Raw genomic sequence first — 19,266 nt, forward strand, 5'->3', positions numbered from 1 at the left:
GGTCTGCCAGCCGCGCGCGGCGAGGCCGGCTGTGAGAAAGGCGACGATCTCGTCCATCGGGGCGGGGTTCTCGGTGGCGACGTCGAGGTCACGGCTGAAGCGTTCGACCAGGCCGTGGGCCTGCACGGCGTACCCGCCGGTGAGAACCAGAGGGTAGGGGGAGCCGAGGTCGAGGATGTCGGCGAGGAGACGCTCGTGGAGCGGCGTGAGCTTCACGCGGCAGTCGCGTCGGCCGGGCCGGTGCGGGGCAGCTCGGGGAAGGCGTCCTCCCAGACCTCACGGATGTAGGGGCTGACCAGACGGCGCAGGACGGGCCACTGCTCGGCCAGCAGCCGGTGGTGCAGAAATGCCGCCACATCCTCGCGCAGGCCCTCCGCGAGGACAGTCCGGTAGAGCGTCATACAGGACTTCGGGCGGTCCAGACTGTAGCTCGTCCGCCCGGACCAGGCGATGTGCAGCGGCAGGTCGACGGTGCCTTCCACAGGGCCGGCCAGCTCCCGCAGGTCCTCGGGCAGCCGACTGCGGTAGCGATCCCGCAGCACCTCGGCGCGGGGGGCGGTGTTCGTCGCTTCCATGCACCCAGTATCGCCGGTGGGAGGCGGCAGCATGGCGGGACGGGGCACTCCTGGCGTCTGTAGGTCAGGCACCGCGAGCTGGCCAGGGGCTGGCTAACCTTGCGCGCCCTGCACCCCACGTCACCGTGGCGGCGGGTTCAGTTCATTTCGCGCCCTGGTCCTGGGCCGGAACAAGGGTTGCCGCCCGTTCCCCGGACGCCGACAGCTCCCGGCGTCGGAAGGCACCCGCCGCCACCGTCAGCGGCCCGATCAGCAGGACGAGTGCCGCTACCGCACCGAGTGCGACCGGCAGGCTCGTGAACTCTGCGATCCCGCCGACCATCGGAGGGCCGAGGAGGAAGCCGCTGTAGGCGATGGTCGTCGCGAAGGCGACCTCGCGTTCGCCGCCGCCTCCGTCGGGGCGGCGGCCGGCTGCGCCGCTGAGCTCCATGACGACGGGGGACGCGTAGGCGAGGCCGATGCCGGCGATGGCGAAGCCCGTGAAGGTGAGGGCGGGGGACGGGGCGAGGACGGCGGTGGTGAGGCCGAGGCCGCCGATGACCGAGCCCCCAATGAGCATGCGGGGTGCTCCCCAGCGGCGTTGGATGGTCTCGCCGCACAGGCGGGTGCAGGCCATGGTGACGGAGAAGCACGAGTAGATGAGGGCGCCGGTGGCCTCGCTGAGGCCGCGCTCCTGGACACCGAAGAGCGCCGACCAGTCGGCGGTGGCGCCTTCGGCGATGGAGGCGCACAGGGCCACGGCGCCGAGCAGCCACAGGGCCGGCCGGCGGAAGGGGGCCTTGCCGGCGCGGCCGTCGCGCACGGGGACCTTCAGCAGTTCCTCGACGGGGATCCAGCGGGCGATGGCGAGGGTGACGCCGCCGCAGACGACCGCGACGATCGCGAAGTGGCGTACCGGTGCCACTCCTTGTCCGGCGGCGACGGCGGCGCCGACGGAACCGGCGAGGGTGCCGAGGCTGAAGGCGGCGTGGAACAGCGGCATGATCGAGCGGCCGGTCCGCCGGGTCGCGGTCACTCCGGCCACGTTCATCGCGACGTCCATCACGCCGACCATGGCGCCGAGCGCGATGAGGAGGAGGCCGAGCGCGGCGGGCGATCCCGCGAGTCCCAGGGCGGGGAGCATCGCGGACCCGGCGACGCCGGACGCCGTCATGACGACGCGGGCGCCGAACGCGGCGCAGAGCCGCCCGGCGAGCAGCGACGCGGCGATCATGCCCACGCTGGCGCCGAGGAGGGACAGCCCCAGCGCGCCCTCCTGCGCGCCGATCTGCTCCGCGAGCGCGGGCACGCGCGGGGCCCAGGAGCCGAGCAGCGCGCCGTTGAGGACGAACGCGCCGAGCACGGCGACGATCCCGGGGTCCCGGCGGCCGGCCCGCTCCGGCTGGGTGTCCGTCATCGTCAACTCCGTCCCGGCCCGGTGCGCCAAAGCCGATCGTAGGTACGCCGGAAAACCCCGCCGACCGCTGGGGCGGGTTCCCGCCAAGAAATGGCTGATTCACTTCGAGGGTGTGTGACAGCGGCAGGCGGCGCGTAAAGCTTTCACCAAGAGCGAGGAATTGTCACCCCCCTGCGAACCATTCCCTGCCGAGGAGTTCCGATGGCCGAGCGAACCCCGCCCCTGGAGTTGAGCGAATCCCGCCGACTGCTCGAAAGGGCGGTACGTGTCGATGCCACCCAGGCGTACTCCGGCTATGTGCTGGACCGCGACCGCCTGGTGGACGGCGAATATCCGCTGTACGGAGAGCGGGCGTCCGGCGCGTATGTGTGGGACGTCGACGGGAACCGGTATGTGGATTTCATTCTGGCCTACGGCACCATCATCCTCGGGCACGCCGACCCGGTGGTGTCCGAGGCGGTCGTCCGGGAGATCCGCGACGGGTTCGCGATAACTCTCCGTAAGAAAGTCCAGGTGGAACTCGCCGAGTTGCTGATCTCGGTGGTCCCGAACGGCGACCGGGTGTTCCTGCTGAAGAGCGGCTCGGACGCGACGAGCGCGGCGGTGCGGCTGAGCCGCGCGTACACCGGCCGCGAGCGGGTGATCCGCTGGGGGTACAACGGCTGGCACGACTGGTGCGCGGGCCGCCCGGCCGGTGTTCCCGAGACCGCCCAGCAGACGGTCAGCACGTTCCGGTACAACGATCTGGCCAGCCTGGAGCAGGAGTTCCGCCGCCATCCGGGGGAGGTCGCCTGTCTGCTGATGATGCCGTTCGAGGAGGAGCCCCCCGCCGACGGCTTCCTGACCGCCGCCGCCGAACTGGCGCGGGAGCACGGCGCGTTGTTCGTGCTCGACGAGATGCGCTCCGGTTTCCGGGTCGCGCTGGGCGGCGCGCAGGAGCGGTACGACGTCCAGGCGGACATCGTCACCTTCAGCAAGGCAATGGCCAACGGTTATCCGATTTCGGCGGTGGTGGGCCGCGAGGAGGTCATGCGGACGGTCGGCGACGTGCACATCGGGTCGACCTTCCACGTGAACGGCGCGGAAATGGCCGGCGCCGTCGCGACCATCACCCAGCTCCGCGATTCCGACGCGCTGAAACACATCGAGGAACTGGGCGCCGCCCTCCAGCGCGGTCTGGCCGAACAGATCGACCGGTCCGGACTCGACGCCCATGTCCTGGGCGTACCGCAAATGCCCTTCATGCGTTTCCGCTACACCGATGACGCCACTCGCCGAAAGGTCCAGGACGCTTTCTACACAGAAACCACACGCCGTGGAGTGTTGTTTCACCCCAATCACCATTGGTACGTCAATGCCGCCATGACCCACGACGACATCGAGACCGCTCTCGACGCCACCGCGGCCGGATTCCGGGCCGCGGAAATCGCCGCGCACCGCGATTGAGCCACCGTGCAGTCCGAGGCCACCTGGAACGGCGCCACCTACGACGTGTCCGGCGGCACCGTCCTGGGACACGAACCGCTCCGCTGGCTCGCCACGGGCCGGGTCGCCGTCGTCTGCCTGCGCGGCCTGCTGGACCCCGGCTCGATGACAGACCGCGCTGTCGAGGATCTGCCCTCCCGCGTCCGCGCCGCCCTGCGCCGGACGTTCGGACTCACCGCCCTGGAACCGGCGAGCGGCCTCTACGGCGAGGCCGTACTCCGCCTGCACTCCGACGGCGCACGCGACCCCCTCCACCACGACCGCCTCCCCCACGACGCGACGCTCAGCTGCGTCGTCAGCCTCCAGGAGTGCGACTGGGGCGGCGAGTTGGTCACCTACCGCAAACCGTGGGAACCGTCCGACGAGCGGTGGAAGCTCCCCGACGGACCGGGCTACCGCGGCGAGGTCGTCGCCACCGCGCCCCGGCACGTCTTCCGGCCCCGCACCCGGGACGTCTACCTCATCAATCCGGCCTACTACCACGAGACGGAGAAGGCCCACGGCGCCACCCGCACCACGCTGGGTTTCTTCATCGGCTTCACCGACGACACCCTGCGCCACGCCCTGACGTGGGGCTGACCGCGACAGCCGCACGCGTGTTCAACACCCCCGGAGAGACAGGCCGTTCGACATCCCGGACTTCGGCGCGTCCCCCGGCGCAAAGCGGGATACTTGGCTCTTCGCACGACGTGACAACCAGGGAGCTGATCAGTGAACTCTGCGGCAGGGACGGGGCGGCGGCACGCGGTGGTCGTGGGTGGGAGCCTCGCGGGGCTGCTCGCGGCGCGGGTTCTCGCCGGGCATGCCGAGCGGGTGACCGTCGTCGAGCGGGACCGGTTCCCGCAGGAGGGCGGGGCGCGGCCGGGCGTACCGCAGGGGCGGCACCCGCACGTGCTGCTGCAAGGCGGGCAGACGGCGATGGAGTCGCTGTTGCCGGGATTCCTGGAGGAGTTGAGGGCGGCGGGGGCGCCCTGGGTGGGGATGCCGGAGGACATGGCGCTGTGGCAGCACGGGCGCTGGTTCCGCCGGTTCCCCGCGACGACGCACATCTACTCGGGTTCCCGGGGGCAGTTGGAGGAGATCGTGCGACGGCGGGTGCTCGCCGATCCGCTGATCACCGTGCTGGAGGGCACCGAGGTCGTCGGGCTGCTCGGGGACGCCTCGCGGGTGCGGGGCGTGCGGGTGCGGGACCGCGCCGACGGCGCCGGGGCCGAACAGCGGGACATCGAGGCCGACTTGGTCGTCGACGCGTCCGGCGGCGGGACCAGGGCGGGGCAGTGGCTCGCGGGGATCGGCGCCGGCGCCGTACCGGAGGAGACCATCGACACCGGGCTCGCGTACGCGTCCCGGATCTACCGGGGCAAGGGGGGTACCGTCCTCGACGACGGCGGGACCCTCGGGTACTACGTGTACCCGAACCCCGAACAGGTCCACGCCGGGGGCGCGTTGCCGTTGGAGGACGGTACGCATCTGGTGATCGTGTCGGGGCTGCGCGGGGACGAACCGCCCACGGACGAGGCGGCGTTCGAGGCGTACCTCAAGCGGCTGGGGCATCCGCTGCTGGACCGGTGGATCGAGGAGGCCGAGCCGCTGACCGCGCCGTTCGGGTTCCGGCGCACGTCGAACATCCGGCGCCGCTACGACCTGCCGGGCACGCCCGCCGGGTTCCTCGCGACCGGGGACGCGCTGTGCACGTTCAACCCGATCTACGGCCAGGGCATGGCCATCGCCGCGATGAGCGCGGTCGCCCTGCGTGACGCGCTCGCCGACCGGCGCCGTACGCCGACCACGCGGCGCGTGCAGCAGGTGCTGCTCGCCGCGTCGCGGCAGGCGTGGGACATCTCCGCCGGGGCGGACCGGCAGATGCCGGGGGCGACCGGGACGGCCGTCGCCACCAAGCCGGCCGACCGGGTCGCGGGCTGGTATCTGCGCCGGGTCACCGAGCGGTCCCCCGGCGACCCCGTCGTGGGGGCCGCGTTCCGGTCCGTGCTGACCCTGTCCGCGCCGGTCACGGCCCTGTTCGCGCCGGCCGTGGCCAAGGCCGTGCTGCTGGGCCCGCCCGCCCCGACGCCCGACGGGCCGCCGGAGACCCGCGAGGACGCCTGACCGCCCGGTACCCTACTTGCATGGAAGCGCAAGTAGGGCCCTGGGACGAGGACCAGGCGGACCAGGCGGTCGCCGTCCTCAAAGCGGTCGCCGACCCGTCCCGCTACCGCCTGCTGTGGGCACTCACGGACCGCGAACTCCCGGTCAGCAAGCTCGCGGAGATCATCGGCGCGCATGTCGCGGCGACGTCCCAGCACCTGGCCCGGCTGCGCGGCGCCGGGCTCGTCGACTCGCGCCGCGAGGGCACGCGCATCTTCTACCGCGCCGCCGGCCCCCGGGTCCGGGCGCTGCTGGAGGGCGCGGTCCTGGCGGCCGACGAGGCGGGCGCGCAGGACGCGGGTACGGAGGCCGCCGGGGAGGTCGCGCGTACGGCGCCGGAGCGGGCGCGGGCCGGCGAGAAGGTCCGCGCCGGGCGCCCGGCCGCCGCGCACTGACCTCGCGTACGCGGCAGGGCTCACCCCTGCCGCAGGTACAGGTCCCGCAGCAGGGCGATCTCGGCGCCGTGATGGATCAGCTCCCGGTTGACGTGCAGAACCCTGTTCTCGAGGGGATGGCCCTCGGGCCCCACCGGAGGCAGGCCGTCCAGCTCGGCGTCCGAGAGCCCGCGCACCCCCGCGTCCCACCTCGCGTACATCTCGTCGAGCTGCTTCAGCGCCTCGTCGGCGCTCCCCGCGTACGCGAACGTCTCGGAGTCGACGGACGGCCCGCCGAAGTACCAGCCGACCCGGTACCCCAGGCACGAGACGACGATGTGCGCCAGCCGCCAGGCGATGGTGGTCACCGGGGCCGGGACCGGGGCGGGGGACGCGAAGTCCGGTGTCCACCTCCCCGCGCCCGGCCGGACGTTCCAGCAGTCGCCCACCGGCTCCCAGAAGTACTCGTCGTCGCTGAGCCCCTCCAGCCGTGGCCGCAGGTTCGTCCGCCAGTACCAGTCCAGCTGCTCCGCGAGCCGCTCGCTTCTCGACATGCCCGCACCGTACCTACCGCGCCCCGGCCTCCTCCGCCCGGTACTCCTGCGGCTCGGCGTCGTACGCGTACAGCTCCGCGTACCGCCCCCAGTCCGTCGCCGTCTCCAGTTGCCGGGTCACCTGCTCGCTCGTGTAGTGGTGGGCCAGCAGGTCCCGGAAGAAGCCCGCGCGCAGGGTGCCCTTGGGGTTCTGGCCGAGGCTGGTCGTGATCAGCCGCACCAGCGGGGCCTGTACGGCGGCCTGGGCGAAGATCCGCTTCGACTCCTGGACGTCCGCGCCCGCGAAGGCCGTGCCCGCCTCGGTGAGGAGCAGGTCGTCGCCGGTGACCGTGCCGAAGCCGAGCAGGTCGAGGGCGTCGACCTGGGGCAGCAGGTCGTCGATCTCCAGGCCGAGGTCGTCCGCGAGGTCCGCGAGGTCGCAGGCGCCGCCCCGGCTGAGGACGAGTTCCGCGAGGCCGGAGAGGCCGTCGACGCTGGCCGGGGGCAGGGGCGTGTTCGCGGGCGTGCGCTTGTCGAGTTCGGGGGTCTCGTGGCGGCCGGGGATACGGCCCTCCTTCTGGCGGCCGGTCATCGTGCGGTACACCCGGTCGACGATGTCCTCGAACGCCGCCGAGTCCCGGTCGCGGGGCCGGTCCATGCCGACCTCGAAGACCTCGCGGATCGTGCCGTACGGCCGGGCGCCGAGGACGACGATCCGGTCCGCCATCAGCACGGCCTCCTCGATGTTGTGGGTGACGAGGACGATCGCCCGGGTCGGGAACCGCCCCGACTCCCACAGCTCCATCAGCTCGCCGCGCAGGTTCTCGGCGGTGAGGACGTCCAGCGCGGAGAACGGCTCGTCCATCATCAGGACGTCGGGCTCGACGACCAACGCCCGCGCGAAACCGACGCGTTGGCGCATCCCGCCGGACAGTTCCTTGGGGTACGCGGACTCGAAGCCGTCGAGGCCGATCAGCTCGATGGCCTGCCGGGCGGCCTCGGCGCGCTCGACCGCGCCGATCCCCTTGGCCTCCAGGCCCAGTTCGACGTTCTGCTGGACCGTGAGCCACGGCAGCAGCGCGAACGTCTGGAACACCATCGCGGTACCGGGGTTGGCCCCGGTCAGCGGCGTCCCCTTGTAGGTGACGGTGCCGGAGGAGGCCGGGACGAGCCCGGCGAGGCAGCGCAGCAGCGTCGACTTGCCGGACCCCGACTTGCCGAGCAGCGCGACGACTTCACCGGAACGGACCTGGAGGTCGATGCCGGACAGGACGGGGAGTTCGCCGTCGGCGCCGGCGTAGGACTTGGTGAGACCGACGGTTTCGAGGAGGAGGTCGTTGTTGAGAGTCGTCATGGTGGTACTCCAGAACACGCGTGGGACAAGGAAGTTCAGAGGGCGCCCGGCCTCGTTCGGGCGGCGCCGAGGGATCACAGCGAGTAGCGCTTCTCCGCCAGCCGGTACAGCCGCCGCCACAGCACCCGGTTCAGCAGCACGACGTACAGGCTCATCACCGCGACCCCGGCCAGCAGGTGCGGGTTGTCGCCCTTGGCGGTGGCCTGCGCGATGTACGCGCCGAGTCCGGTCGCCGTCAGGGTCGTGCCGCCGAAGGTGACGACCTCGGAGACGATGGAGGCGTTCCAGGCGCCGCCGGACGCGGTGATGCCGCCGGTGACGAACGCGGGGAAGATCCCCGGCAGGATCAGCCGCTTCCAGCGCTGCCAGCCGACGACGCCCAGGTCGTCCATGGCTTCGCGCAGGTCCGTCGGGATGGCCATGGCCCCGGCGATGGTGTTGAAGAGGATGTACCACTGCGCGCCGAGCGCCATGAGGAGCGTGCCGCCGATGTTGATGGACAGCCCGGTCTTCAGGAAGAACCAGACGGCGAGCGGGAAGAGGAAGTTGGCCGGGAAGGAGGCCAGCACCTGCACTATGGGCTGGGCGATCCGCGTCAGCCGGGGCGAGAACCCGATCTTCACGCCGACCGGCACCCAGACGACGGTGGCGAGCGCGACCAGCACGATCACGCGGACGAACGTCGCGAGCCCGAGGAGCAGCGGCTCCCCGAAGACGCCGAGGCCGGTGCGGTCGTACAGATAGCGGCCGAGGTCGGCGAGCCCCCAGAGGATCAGCCCGCCCGCGACGACGGTGAAGACGACGTCGCCGGTGCGCTGCCGTGCGCGGTCGACGGTCAGCCGCTGGTCGTCGCGGCCGAACACCCGCCCCGCCCTGCTCAGCGCGTGCCCCACGGGGCGCAGCGCCTTGCCGAGGAGCCGGGGCCAGTGGGAGCGGCGCAGCAGGTCGAGGACGACGGACTTCTGCACCTCGCCCGCTTCGGACTGCTCGTTCTTGAAGCGTTCGGCCCAGGCCGTGAGGGGGCGCCAGAAGAGGAAGTTAACGCCGATGACCATGACGGCCATGGCGAGGATGGCCCAGCCGACCTTGCCGAGGTCGCCGTCGGCGATGGCGGCGCCCGCGTAGGAGCCGATGCCGGGCAGCGCGTACTGCTTGTTGTTCACGCTGATCGCCTCGGACGCGACGAGGAAGAACCAGCCGCCGCCGAAGCTCATCATGCCGTTCCAGACGAGGCCGATCATCCCGGAGGGGAGTTCGACCTTCCAGAACCGCATCCAGCGGGTGAACCCGAACGACCGTGACAGCTCGTCGAGTTCGCGCGGGAGGGAGGTCAGGGAGGAGTAGAAGCCGAACGTCATGTTCCATGCCTGCGAGGTGAAGATCGCGAAGATCGACGCGAACTCCAGGCCGAGCATCGAGCCGGGGAACAGGGCGATGAACCCGGTCACGGCGACGGTCAGGAAGCCGAGGACGGGAACCGACTGGAGGATGTCGAGCGCCGGGATCAGGACGCGTTCCAGCCTGCGGCTCTTGGCCGCCGCGTAGGCGTAGACGAACGTGAAGACGACCGAGGCGGCCAGCGCGGCGAACATCCGCAGCAGGGAGCGGGCCGCGTCGTAGGGGAGGCGCAGGGGGTCGGTGTCGACGTGCAGGTCGGTGTGGGTGTTGAAGGCGACGGTGGTGCCCTGGCCGACGCGCAGGACGGTGTAGAGCAGCACGAGGACGGCGGCGGCGACGGCCGCGTCCACCCAGGAGAAGCGGGAGAGCAGGGGTCGTTTGACAGCACGGATCAGCATCACGGAGCCTCCGCCCACACTCTGCGCACGGCGAGGCGGCCCGGCCGGCGGCGGCGCGCCGACGGCGGGGCGGGGTCACCCGGGGAGCACGGGGAGTGTGGGGAGTGAAGAAGAGAAGGGGGTTTCAGCGAGCGCCCTGGGGGCGGCTCGGACTGGGAGGTTCTGCGCCCATGGCCGCCTCCGTTCCGCGACATGACTGCACCCGTGGCGGGTCCGACAGGGTGAGTCTGCACCTTCTTGCGTCCAGACGCAAATAAAGGCGGAGGCTCTTGCCTGCCTCTCACCTGCGCAGACGAAACCCGCGCACACGCGAACGGGCCCGGTGTCTCCCCAGACACCGGGCCCGTCACCCGCGCCCCTCCGCTCAGGGCGCGGTCACCACATGCCGCTCACATGTGGACCGTGGGAGCCGCGTTCTCGTCGGCCTTCGGAACGCCGCTGCGGTAGAGCAGCAGGGTGAGGACGGCGCCGACCGCGAAGAACCCGGCCGACCACCAGTACGCGGTGGAGTACGACTCCAGCGCGGCGTGCGCCTGGACGAGCTTGTCGGCCGCGTTCCTGCCGTCCAGGTAGTTGGTCGCGGCGCTCGCGGCGAGCGTGTTGAGCAGGGCGGTGCCGATGGAGCCGCCGATCTGCTGCATCGTGTTGACGGCGGCCGAGGCGACCCCGGCGTCGTGCGCGGCGACGCCGCTGGTGGCGAGGGACATCGCGGGCGCCATGACCAGGCCGATGCCGAGGCCGGTGAGGATCAGCGGCGGCATGACGTGGGTGGCGTACGTGCTGTCGAGGTCCAGGCCCGTCATCCAGACCAGGCCGAGCGCGCCGAGGCCCATGCCGAGCGGGACGATCACCTTCGGGCCGATCCGCGGGACGAGGAAGCTCGTCGCGACGGTGGCCGCGACCATCAGGGCGCCGACCATCGGCAGGAACGCGAGCCCGGTCTTGACGGCGGAGAAGCCGAGGCTGAGCTGGAGGTAGTAGGTCAGGAAGAGGAAGACGCCGAACATCCCGGCGCTGGAGATCAGCATCACGGCGAAGGAGGCGCCGCGGTCGCGGTCGAGCAGGACGCGCAGCGGGAGCAGCGGGTGGGACGCCTTGGTCTGCCACCAGGTGAACGCGGCGAGCAGGATGGTGCCGATGGTCAGGAAGCCCCAGGAGCGCGGGGAGGACCAGTCGTGGGACTCGGCCATCGAGAAGCCGTAGACGACGGCGAAGAGTCCGGTGGTGACGAGGACGGTGCCGGGGATGTCGAGTTTCGCGCCGGGTTCGCGGGCCGTGCGCTTGAGCAGGATCCAGCCGCCGACCAGCGGGATCACGGCGAGGGCGAGGTTGACGTAGAGGGTCCAGCGCCAGTCGAGGTACTCGGTGAGGACCCCGCCGAGCAGCAGGCCGACGGCCGCGCCGGAGCCGGCGATGGCGCCGTAGATGCCGAAGGCGCGGGCGCGCTCCTTGGCGTCGGTGAACGTCGTGGTCAGCAGGGAGAGCGCGGCCGGTGCGAGGAGCGCGCCGAACAGGCCCTGGAGGGTGCGGCCTACGACGAGGACCTCGAAGTTCGTGGCGGCACCGGCCAGCGCGGAGGCCGCCGCGAAGCCGCCGACGCCGATCAGGAAGGCGACCTTGCGGCCGAAGAGGTCCGCGATCCGGCCGCCGAGGAGCAGGAGGCTGCCGAAGGCGAGGGAGTAGGCGGTGACGATCCAGGTCCGGTCGCCGTCGGAGAACCCGAGGTCGGCCTGGGCGGACGGCATCGCGATGTTCACGATCGTCGCGTCCAGGGTGACCATCAGCTGGGCTATGCCGATCATCGCGAGGACCCACCAGCGGTGACGGGACGCGGGTTCCTCGGCTGTCTTGGTGAGTGACGTCGTGTCCGGCGTCGCGGTGGTCTGTGACATAAGGGGCCTGCTCCGATGAGATGATCGGGCGTCTCGCGAACGAAACGGTTTCGTACTCCAGGAACGCTACACACCTCGCTAGCGAAACTCAACCGTTTCGATAGTGAGACCGGCGTCACAGGCCGATGTTTGAAGGCCGAGCCGCTTCCGCATCCCGAAACGCTTGCCCGTACGGCGACTTCGCCCCGTAAGCTGATCAGCGCAGCCGGTTCGCCCCGTCAGCCAGACGGGCCGCGTCGCAAGAGGGAACCCGGTGGGAATCCGGGACTGCCCCGCAGCGGTGAGCGGGAACGACCGCCGTCATACGCACTGGGCCCATGGGGCCTGGGAAGCGACGGCCAGTAGGTGCCTCGTCCTCGGACGAGGCGTGCTCGCGAGTCCGAAGACCTGCCGACTGCCCGTGCGCGAGCTGTTCGCGTACGGAGTTCCGGTGACCTCGCGGGTGGGTCGGCGCACAGGCGGCTTCGTGCCGTCCGCCCCTTCACGCCCTCGTCCCGTCGCCGGGACCTCAGGGAATCGTCTCGTGAAGGAGATCTCCGTGACCACGAAGTCCGCAGCCGCGGCAACCCTGTACGGCTACCCCCGGCAGGGCGAGCACCGGGAACTGAAGAAGGCCGTCGAGGGCTACTGGAAGGGCCGCGTCACCGCGGCCGAACTCCGCTCGACCGCCGCCGACCTGCGCGCCGCGACCTGGCGCCGCCTCGCCGCCGCCGGCGTCGACGAGGTGCCGACCGGCGACTTCTCGCTGTACGACCACGTCCTCGACACCAGCGTCATGGTCGGCGCGATCCCCGTACGCCACGCGGGAATCGCCGACCCGTTGGACCGCTACTTCGCCATGGCGCGCGGCACGCAGGACGCGCCGCCGCTGGAGATGACCAAGTGGTTCGACACCAACTACCACTACCTGGTGCCCGAGTTGGGCCCGGACACGGTCTTCCGCGCCGAACCCGACCGGCAGCTCGCCGAGTTGCGGGAGGCCCTCGCCCTCGGCCTCACGGCGCGCCCGGTCCTCGTCGGCCCGGTCACCTACCTGCTGCTGGCCAAGCCCGCCCCCGGCGTCGACCCCGCCTTCGAGCCGCTCACCCTCCTCGACCGGCTCCTGCCGGTGTACGCCGAGATCCTCGCCGAGCTGCGCGCGGCCGGTGCCCGGTGGGTGCAGCTCGACGAGCCCGCCCTCGTCCAGGACCGCACCCCGGCCGAACTGAACGCCGCCGCCCGCGCGTACCGGGACCTCGGCACGCTCGGCGACCGTCCCGAGCTGCTGGTCGCGACCTACTTCGACCGGCCCGGCGAGGCCCTGCCGGTGCTGGCCGAGGCGCCCGTCGAGGGGCTCGCCCTCGACTTCACGCGGCCCGGCACGCTGGAGGACCTCGCGTCCGTGGGCGGGCTGCCCGGCAAGCGGCTCGTCGCGGGGGTGGTCGACGGCCGCAACGTCTGGGTGAACGACCTCGCGAAGTCGCTGACCCTGCTGGGCACCCTCCTCGGGCTCGCCGGCCGCGTCGACGTCGCCGCCTCCTGCTCCCTCCTGCACGTCCCCCTCGACACCGGCCTCGAACGCGACACCGACCCGCAGATCCTGCGCTGGCTGGCCTTCGCCCGGCAGAAGACCGCCGAGGTCGTCACGCTGGCCCGCGGCCTGTCCCGGGGCACCGGCGCCATCGCCGCCGAACTCGCCGCCAACCACGCCGACCTGGCGTCCCGCGCGGGCTCGCCGATCACCCGTGACCCGGAGGTGCGCGCCCGCGCGGCGGCGGTCACCCCGGCCGACACCCGCCGCGAACAGCCGTACGCCGAGCGGGCCTTGGCGCAGCGCGCGCATCTCGGGCTGCCCACGCTGCCGACGACCACGATCGGTTCGTTCCCGCAGACCGGTGAACTCCGGGCCGCCCGCGCGGACTTGCGGGCGGGTCGGATCGGCCTCGACGGCTACGAGGACCGCATCCGCGCCGAGATCCGGGAGGTGATCGCCTTCCAGGAGAAGGCCGGCATCGACGTGCTGGTCCACGGCGAACCCGAGCGCAACGACATGGTCCAGTACTTCGCCGAACAGCTCACGGGCTACCTCGCCACCCAGCACGGCTGGGTCCAGTCCTACGGCACCCGGTACGTCCGTCCCCCGATCCTCGCCGGGGACATCTCCCGCCCCGACCCGATGACGGTCCGCTGGACGTCGTACGCCCAGTCCCTCACCTCCCGCCCGGTCAAGGGCATGCTGACCGGGCCGGTGACGATGCTGGCGTGGTCGTTCGTCCGGGACGACCAGCCGCTCGGCGAGACGGCCCGCCAGGTGGCGCTCGCCCTGCGCGACGAGGTGAACGACCTTGAGGCGGCGGGGAGTTCGGTGATCCAGGTGGACGAACCCGCGCTGCGGGAAACGCTGCCGCTGCGCGGGGCGGACCACGCGGCGTACCTGGAGTGGGCGACGGAGGCGTTCCGCCTGGCGACGTCCGGCGTACGGGCCCGCACCCAGATCCACACGCACATGTGCTACGCGGAGTTCGGGGACGTCGTGGAGGCGATCGACGCGCTGGACGCGGACGTGATCAGCCTGGAGGCGGCCCGCTCGCACATGCAGGTGGCGCGGGAACTGGCGGCGCACGGCTATCCGAGGGAGGCGGGCCCCGGGGTGTACGACATCCACTCGCCGCGCGTACCGAGCGCGGAGGAGGCTTCGGCGTTGCTCCGGGCGGGACTTGAGGCGATCCCGGCGGACCGCCTGTGGGTGAACCCGGACTGCGGGCTGAAGACGAGGGGCTGGCCGGAGACGCGGGAGTCGCTGGAGAACCTGGTGACGGCGGCGAGGAGGGTGCGGGCCGAACTGTACTGAGCCAGGAGGTGAAGCCCTCGGGGATTCCCGGGGGCTTTGCCCGCTCACCGAAACATCTCCTTCATACAGGAAGTATTTAGGGGTAACACCCCCTGCCTACCGTCTCCGTGCTCCCGCAAGCCGTCTCGCGGGACAACAGTCCCCTCCCCGCCGCAAGGAGACGTAGTGAGCGTCGAGCCGCAGACAGACATACGCACGGCCCCAGCCCCGACCACCGACCAGGCCACGAAGGAGACCCTGGAGGACTACACCCTCCGCTTCGCGCCCCGCAGCTACCGCCGCTGGACCCCGATGGTCGTGGCGACGACCGCGCTGGGCGGCATCGCCTACATGGCGGACTTCTCGATCGGCGCGGGCATCGGCCTGGCGCACGGCACCGGCAACGCGCTCGTGGCGATCGCCGTGGCGGCCGTGGTCATCTTCGTGACGGGGTTCCCGCTGGCGTACTACGGCGCGCGGTACAACATCGACCTGGACCTGATCACGCGGGGCTCGGGGTTCGGGTACTACGGCTCGGTGCTGACCAGCGTCATCTTCGCGAGCTTCACGTTCATCTTCTTCGCGCTCGAAGGGTCGATCATGGCCCAGGGGCTGAAGCTGGGCCTCGGACTCCCCCTGTGGCTCGGCTACCTGGTCTCCACGCTGATGGTCATCCCGCTGGTGATCTACGGCATGAAGGCGCTGAGCAAGCTCCAGGTGTGGACGACGCCGATCTGGCTGCTGCTGATGGTGGGGCCGCTGGTCTACCTGGTCGCGACCGACCCCGGCACGGTCGACAAGTTCCTGAACTACGCCGGTACGGACGGGGAGGGCGGCATCAACACGGCGTCCGTGCTCCTCGGGGCCGGCGTGTGTCTCTCGCTCATCGCGCAGATCGGTGAGCAGATCGACTACCTGCGGTTCATGCCGCCCAAGACCGAGGCGAACAAGCGGAGCTGGTGGACGGCCGTGATCATGGCCGGTCCCGGGTGGGTGGTGCTCGGTGCGCTGAAGCAGGCGATCGGCGTGTTCCTCGCGGTGTACATCATCGCGAAGGTCGGGGCGGACGCGGCGCCCGAGCCGATCCAGCAGTTCCGGGGCGCGTTCGACGCGATGATGCCGTCCTGGCTGGTCGTTCCGCTCGCCGTCGTCCTCGTCGTGATCAGCCAGATCAAGATCAATGTGACGAACGCGTACTCCGGTTCGCTGGCCTGGACGAACTCGTTCACGCGGGTGACCAAGCGGTATCCCGGGCGCATGGTGTTCGTCCTCGTCAACCTCTCCTTCGCGCTGATCCTGATGGAGGCCGACATGTTCAGCTTCCTCAACAGCATCCTCGGCTTCTACTCCAACTGCGCGATCGCGTGGGTCGTGACGGTCGCGACGGACATCGGCGTCAACAAGTACGTCCTCAAGCTCTCCCCGCTCCAGCCGGAGTTCCGCCGGGGCATGCTGTACGCGGTGAACCCGGTGGGCGTCGTCGCCTTCGTGGCGGCCTCGGGCCTCTCGATCGCGATGTACTTCCACGCCCTCGGCGACACGCTCCAGCCGTACTCCCCGGTCGCGGCGGCGGTCCTGGCCTTCGTCCTCACCCCGCTGATGGCGATCGTCACGAAGGGCAAGTACTACCTCCGCCGCACGGACGACGGCATAGCCGAACCCCTCCTCGACCCGGACGGCAACCCCACCGCCACCACCTACGACTGCCACGTCTGCCACCAGCCCTACGAACGCCCCGACCTCACCGCCTGCGCGACCCACGACGCGGTCGTCTGCTCCCTGTGCCTGAGCACGGACACGGTCGGCGACCACGTCCTGCCGGCGACGGCGTAATCCCCGCGCGCCCGGCGTACCGGTGGCGTCATCCTGTCGGCCATGAGCCGATGGAAGATGTACGACCACTGGTACGCCGATCTGCCGAGCCTCACGGCCGAGCAGTTGCGGGAGCGGCGGGAGCTGGCGGCCTCGCGGGCGCGGAACCCGGGGAGCCCCAAGAATCGCCGGGACTGGGGGAAGCGGTTACGCGCGGTGGAGGAGGAGCTGGCGAGGCGCCACGGTGCGGAGTGACGGGTTCCGGTCGGTCTTTCTTGTGGGGTGAGGGGTAAGTAATGTGACGGCATGATCACATTAGGTGAGAGTTTCGGGGCAGGGTTCTGGGGCGATCCGCACGGTACGTACGCGGTGCTGCGGCGGGAGGAGCCGGTGCGTGCTGTCGTCACCCCGGACGGGCTGCGGGTGTGGGTCGTGAGCCGGTACGGCGATGTGCGGGAGGTGCTGAGCGACCCCCGGTTCGGGAAGGACGCGGAGGCCGTCGGGGAGTTGTTCCGGCGGAACACCGTGGCGGGGCGGGCACCTCGGACGGTGGGCCGGAAGACCGCAGGGCACATGCTGAACAGTGATCCGCCCGCCCACACCCGGCTGCGGGCCCTCGTGTCGAAGGCGTTCACCCCCGGCCGCATCACCGCCCTCCTCCCCCGCACCGAGGCCCTCTCCGCGTCCCTCCTGGACGGACTCGCGGACCGTCCCGACATCGACCTGATCGGCGACTACGCGTTCCCCCTCTCCATCACGGTGATGTGCGAGCTCCTGGGCCTCCCGGAGGGCGAGCGGGACGCGTTCGGCGGCTGGACCCGGGACTACAACGCGACCGGCGCGCCGGAGACGGTGAGCGCGGCGGCGGAGAACATCACGGCGTACCTCACCGACCTGATCGCCGCGAAGCGGCAGACGCTCGGCGACGACCTCCTCTCCGCGCTGATCGACGACGACCGCCTCTCCGGCGAGGAGCTCGTCGCGATGGTGTTCCTCCTGCTCAGCGCGGGCCACGAGACGACGGTCAACCTCGTGGCGAACGGCATGCGCGCCCTGCTCACGCACCCGGCCCAGCTGAACCGCCTCCGCGCGGACCCGGCGCTGATCCCGACGGCCGTGGAGGAGTTCCTCCGGTACGACGGCCCGGTGAACCTCTCGACGTACCGGTACACGAAGGAACCGGTCACCGTCTCCGGCGTCGAGATCCCCGCCGGCGAACTGGTCCTGGCTGCCGTCACCTCGGCGAACCGCGACGCCGGCCAGTTCACCGACCCCGACGACCTGGACGTCGCCCGCACCCCCAACCGCCACGTCTCCTTCGGCGTAGGCATCCACTACTGCCTGGGCGCCCCGCTGGCCCGCCAGGAGGCCCGCGTGGCCTTCCGCGACCTCCTGGACCGCTACGCCGTACTCGAACTGGCCGTGGAACCGGGCGAGTTGACGTACCGCCAGAGCCTGCTGATGCGCGGCCCGGAGTCACTGCCGCTGCGCGTGAGCCGATGAATCCCCCCGAGCCACTCGACAACGTACGGAGTCACCCATGACCAGTTGGACAGGGACCACCCGCCGCGAGGCCCTCGCGGGAGCCGCCGCCCTGGGCGTGACCTCCCTCGCCGCCGCGCCGCAGGCCGAGGCCGCCGCCCCCGGCTTACCCGCCGGCCGCCCCCTCCTCATCCGCCGCGCCACCGTCGTCACGATGGACCGGGGCACCCTCCCCGACACGGACGTCCTCATAGAGGGCAACCGCATCGCCGCGATCGGCAAGAACCTCTCCGCCCCCGCCACGGTGATCGACGCGCACGGCGGCCTCCTCGTTCCCGGCTTCGTCGACACGCACCGCCACATGTGGCAGACCACGCTGCGGGGCGTGGGCGCGGACTGGACGCTGGGCAACTACTTCGAGTGGATGGTCACGAAGTGGGGCCCTCTCTTCCGCCCGGAGGACATCTACGCGGCGAACCACCTCGGCATGGTCGAGGCCGTGAACGACGGCGTCACCACGGTCACCGACTGGTCGCACAACTCCCGCACCCCGGAGCACGCGGAGGCGGCCGTGGACGCGCTGTTCTCGGTCCCGGGCCGGGCCAGGTACGCGTACGGCAACTCCTTCGCGCCCGACCTGAGCTGGGTGACGGACGGCCGCGTGGACCGGCTGATCCGCGACCGCTTCACCGGGAACCCGGACCAACTGGTCACCCTCCAGCTCGCGTTGGACGTGTCCGACACCGAGGACGCGAGGCGGGCGCTGCGCTTCGCGCGGGACCGGGACCTCCCGGTGACCACGCACGCGGGCGTGTTCGGCTTCTCCGGCGACGAACAGATCCGGTTCCTGGCCGAGTCCGGCGCGCTGTCGCCGTCGTACACCCTGGTCCACGGGGGTTCGCTGGGCGACGACGCGTACCGGAGGATCGCCGCGAGCGGCGCGTACCTGTCGGTGGCGGCGGAGAGCGAGTCGAGCGCGGGGCAGGGCTACCCGCCCACCGGGAAGGCGCGGGAGTTCGGCATCCCGGTGTCGCTGTCGATGGACACGGTCGCGTGGTGGAGCGGCGACATGTTCTCGGCGATGCGCTCGACGCTCAGCGCGGACCGGGCCCTGGCGCACCTGCGGGCGCACGAGGCGGGCAGGACGGTCGCGGACAACGCGCTGCGCGCCTCGGACGTGCTGGAGTACGCGACGCTGGGCGGCGCGCGGGCGCTCGGCCTCGACTCGCTGATCGGCTCGGTCACCGTGGGCAAGCGCGCCGACCTGGTGCTGCTGCGCACCGACACGGTCGCGATGACGCCGGTGCACAACCCGGCGGGGCACCTGGTGTTCCAGGCGGGCCGGGGTGATGTGGACACGGTCCTGGTGGACGGCCGGGTCCTCAAGCACCGGGGCGAGCTGGTCGGGGTGGATCTGAAGCGGGCGCGGCGGCTGGCGGCGGAGTCGTTCGGGTATCTGCGGTCGCGGATTCCGGACGCGGAATGGGAAGCCGCAATGAAGATCACGTGAACGAATCGTGAGCCATGATGAGCGCTCGACGATCTGCTGCACATAACTTGCTGTCGAGTCCGTCAGGTTGTTGCGAAAAGTTCGCGTCAAGAACGACCGCTCT

General features: G+C 71.2%; 16 protein-coding genes and 1 riboswitch. Of the genes, 9 read left to right on the forward strand and 7 right to left on the reverse strand.

From position 1 onward, the window contains the following. The 3 genes from AOK24_RS11225 to AOK24_RS11235 all read right to left on the reverse strand — a co-directional run. On the reverse strand, positions 1 to 216 hold a 216-nt coding region (locus AOK24_RS11225; protein ID WP_167376825.1), incomplete at its 3' end, for a nucleotidyl transferase AbiEii/AbiGii toxin family protein. After that, entirely contained in the window at positions 213 to 575 is a 363-nt protein-coding gene (locus AOK24_RS11230; protein WP_055719921.1) for a hypothetical protein, read from the reverse strand. The genes AOK24_RS11225 and AOK24_RS11230, both read right to left, overlap by 4 nt. Before the next feature lie 142 nt (positions 576 to 717). Continuing rightward, positions 718 to 1,971 (reverse strand): MFS transporter, encoded by a 1,254-nt coding sequence (locus tag AOK24_RS11235; RefSeq protein ID WP_055719922.1) that lies wholly within the window; start codon positions 1,969 to 1,971, stop codon positions 718 to 720. Between the two features lie 228 nt (positions 1,972 to 2,199). On the opposite strand from AOK24_RS11235, the gene AOK24_RS11240 reads away from it, so the two are divergent. From AOK24_RS11240 to AOK24_RS11255, 4 genes are all read left to right on the forward strand, one after another. Then, a complete protein-coding gene (locus AOK24_RS11240) occupies positions 2,200 to 3,417 on the forward strand; it encodes an aspartate aminotransferase family protein (RefSeq protein WP_206191177.1) in 1,218 nt (405 codons plus the stop codon). 6 nt (positions 3,418 to 3,423) lie between these two features. After that, a complete protein-coding gene (locus AOK24_RS11245) occupies positions 3,424 to 4,035 on the forward strand; it encodes a hypothetical protein (RefSeq protein ID WP_055719924.1) in 612 nt (203 codons plus the stop codon). Between the two features lie 174 nt (positions 4,036 to 4,209). Beyond that, positions 4,210 to 5,562 carry an FAD-dependent oxidoreductase gene (locus AOK24_RS11250; RefSeq protein WP_055719936.1) on the forward strand — a complete coding sequence of 451 codons (1,353 nt, stop codon included), beginning with the start codon at positions 4,210 to 4,212 and terminating at the stop codon, positions 5,560 to 5,562. Between the two features lie 20 nt (positions 5,563 to 5,582). Further along, complete coding sequence (locus tag AOK24_RS11255) at positions 5,583 to 5,996, forward strand: ArsR/SmtB family transcription factor (protein WP_055719925.1); 414 nt, start codon at positions 5,583 to 5,585, stop codon at positions 5,994 to 5,996. A 20-nt stretch (positions 5,997 to 6,016) separates the two neighbouring features. Here the strand turns inward: AOK24_RS11255 and AOK24_RS11260 are convergent, their stop codons facing one another. The 4 genes from AOK24_RS11260 to AOK24_RS11275 form a co-directional block, all read right to left on the reverse strand. Then, on the reverse strand, positions 6,017 to 6,529 hold the full coding sequence (locus tag AOK24_RS11260; protein WP_055719926.1) for a DinB family protein: 513 nt from the start codon (positions 6,527 to 6,529) through the stop codon (positions 6,017 to 6,019). A 13-nt stretch (positions 6,530 to 6,542) separates the two neighbouring features. After that, positions 6,543 to 7,862, reverse strand: coding sequence for an ABC transporter ATP-binding protein (locus tag AOK24_RS11265; protein ID WP_055719927.1), 1,320 nt, complete (start codon positions 7,860 to 7,862; stop codon positions 6,543 to 6,545). A 74-nt stretch (positions 7,863 to 7,936) separates the two neighbouring features. Then, positions 7,937 to 9,658: an ABC transporter permease gene (locus tag AOK24_RS11270; protein ID WP_055719928.1), complete on the reverse strand. Its 1,722-nt coding sequence runs from the start codon at positions 9,656 to 9,658 to the stop codon at positions 7,937 to 7,939. Positions 9,659 to 10,047: 389 nt separating this feature from the next. Then, a complete protein-coding gene (locus AOK24_RS11275) occupies positions 10,048 to 11,550 on the reverse strand; it encodes an MFS transporter (protein ID WP_055719929.1) in 1,503 nt (500 codons plus the stop codon). Between the two features lie 189 nt (positions 11,551 to 11,739). After that, positions 11,740 to 11,959: riboswitch (cobalamin riboswitch) on the forward strand. Between the two features lie 129 nt (positions 11,960 to 12,088). Here AOK24_RS11275 and metE point away from each other — a divergent pair. From metE to AOK24_RS11295, 5 genes are all read left to right on the forward strand, one after another. Beyond that, positions 12,089 to 14,380 carry a 5-methyltetrahydropteroyltriglutamate--homocysteine S-methyltransferase gene (gene metE / locus AOK24_RS11280; protein WP_055719937.1) on the forward strand — a complete coding sequence of 764 codons (2,292 nt, stop codon included), beginning with the start codon at positions 12,089 to 12,091 and terminating at the stop codon, positions 14,378 to 14,380. 165 nt (positions 14,381 to 14,545) lie between these two features. Next, a complete protein-coding gene (locus tag AOK24_RS11285) occupies positions 14,546 to 16,192 on the forward strand; it encodes a hypothetical protein (protein WP_055719930.1) in 1,647 nt (548 codons plus the stop codon). 42 nt (positions 16,193 to 16,234) lie between these two features. Continuing rightward, on the forward strand, positions 16,235 to 16,426 hold the full coding sequence (locus AOK24_RS48430) for a hypothetical protein (RefSeq protein ID WP_159051840.1): 192 nt from the start codon (positions 16,235 to 16,237) through the stop codon (positions 16,424 to 16,426). Between the two features lie 51 nt (positions 16,427 to 16,477). Then, positions 16,478 to 17,674 (forward strand): cytochrome P450 family protein, encoded by a 1,197-nt coding sequence (locus AOK24_RS11290; RefSeq protein WP_055719931.1) that lies wholly within the window; start codon positions 16,478 to 16,480, stop codon positions 17,672 to 17,674. Positions 17,675 to 17,711: 37 nt separating this feature from the next. After that, complete coding sequence (locus AOK24_RS11295) at positions 17,712 to 19,163, forward strand: amidohydrolase family protein (protein ID WP_055719932.1); 1,452 nt, start codon at positions 17,712 to 17,714, stop codon at positions 19,161 to 19,163. Positions 19,164 to 19,266: the final 103 nt, after the last annotated feature.

The sequence above is a fragment of the Streptomyces niveiscabiei genome (genome assembly GCF_001419795.1).
GTDB lineage: Bacteria > Actinomycetota > Actinomycetes > Streptomycetales > Streptomycetaceae > Streptomyces > Streptomyces niveiscabiei.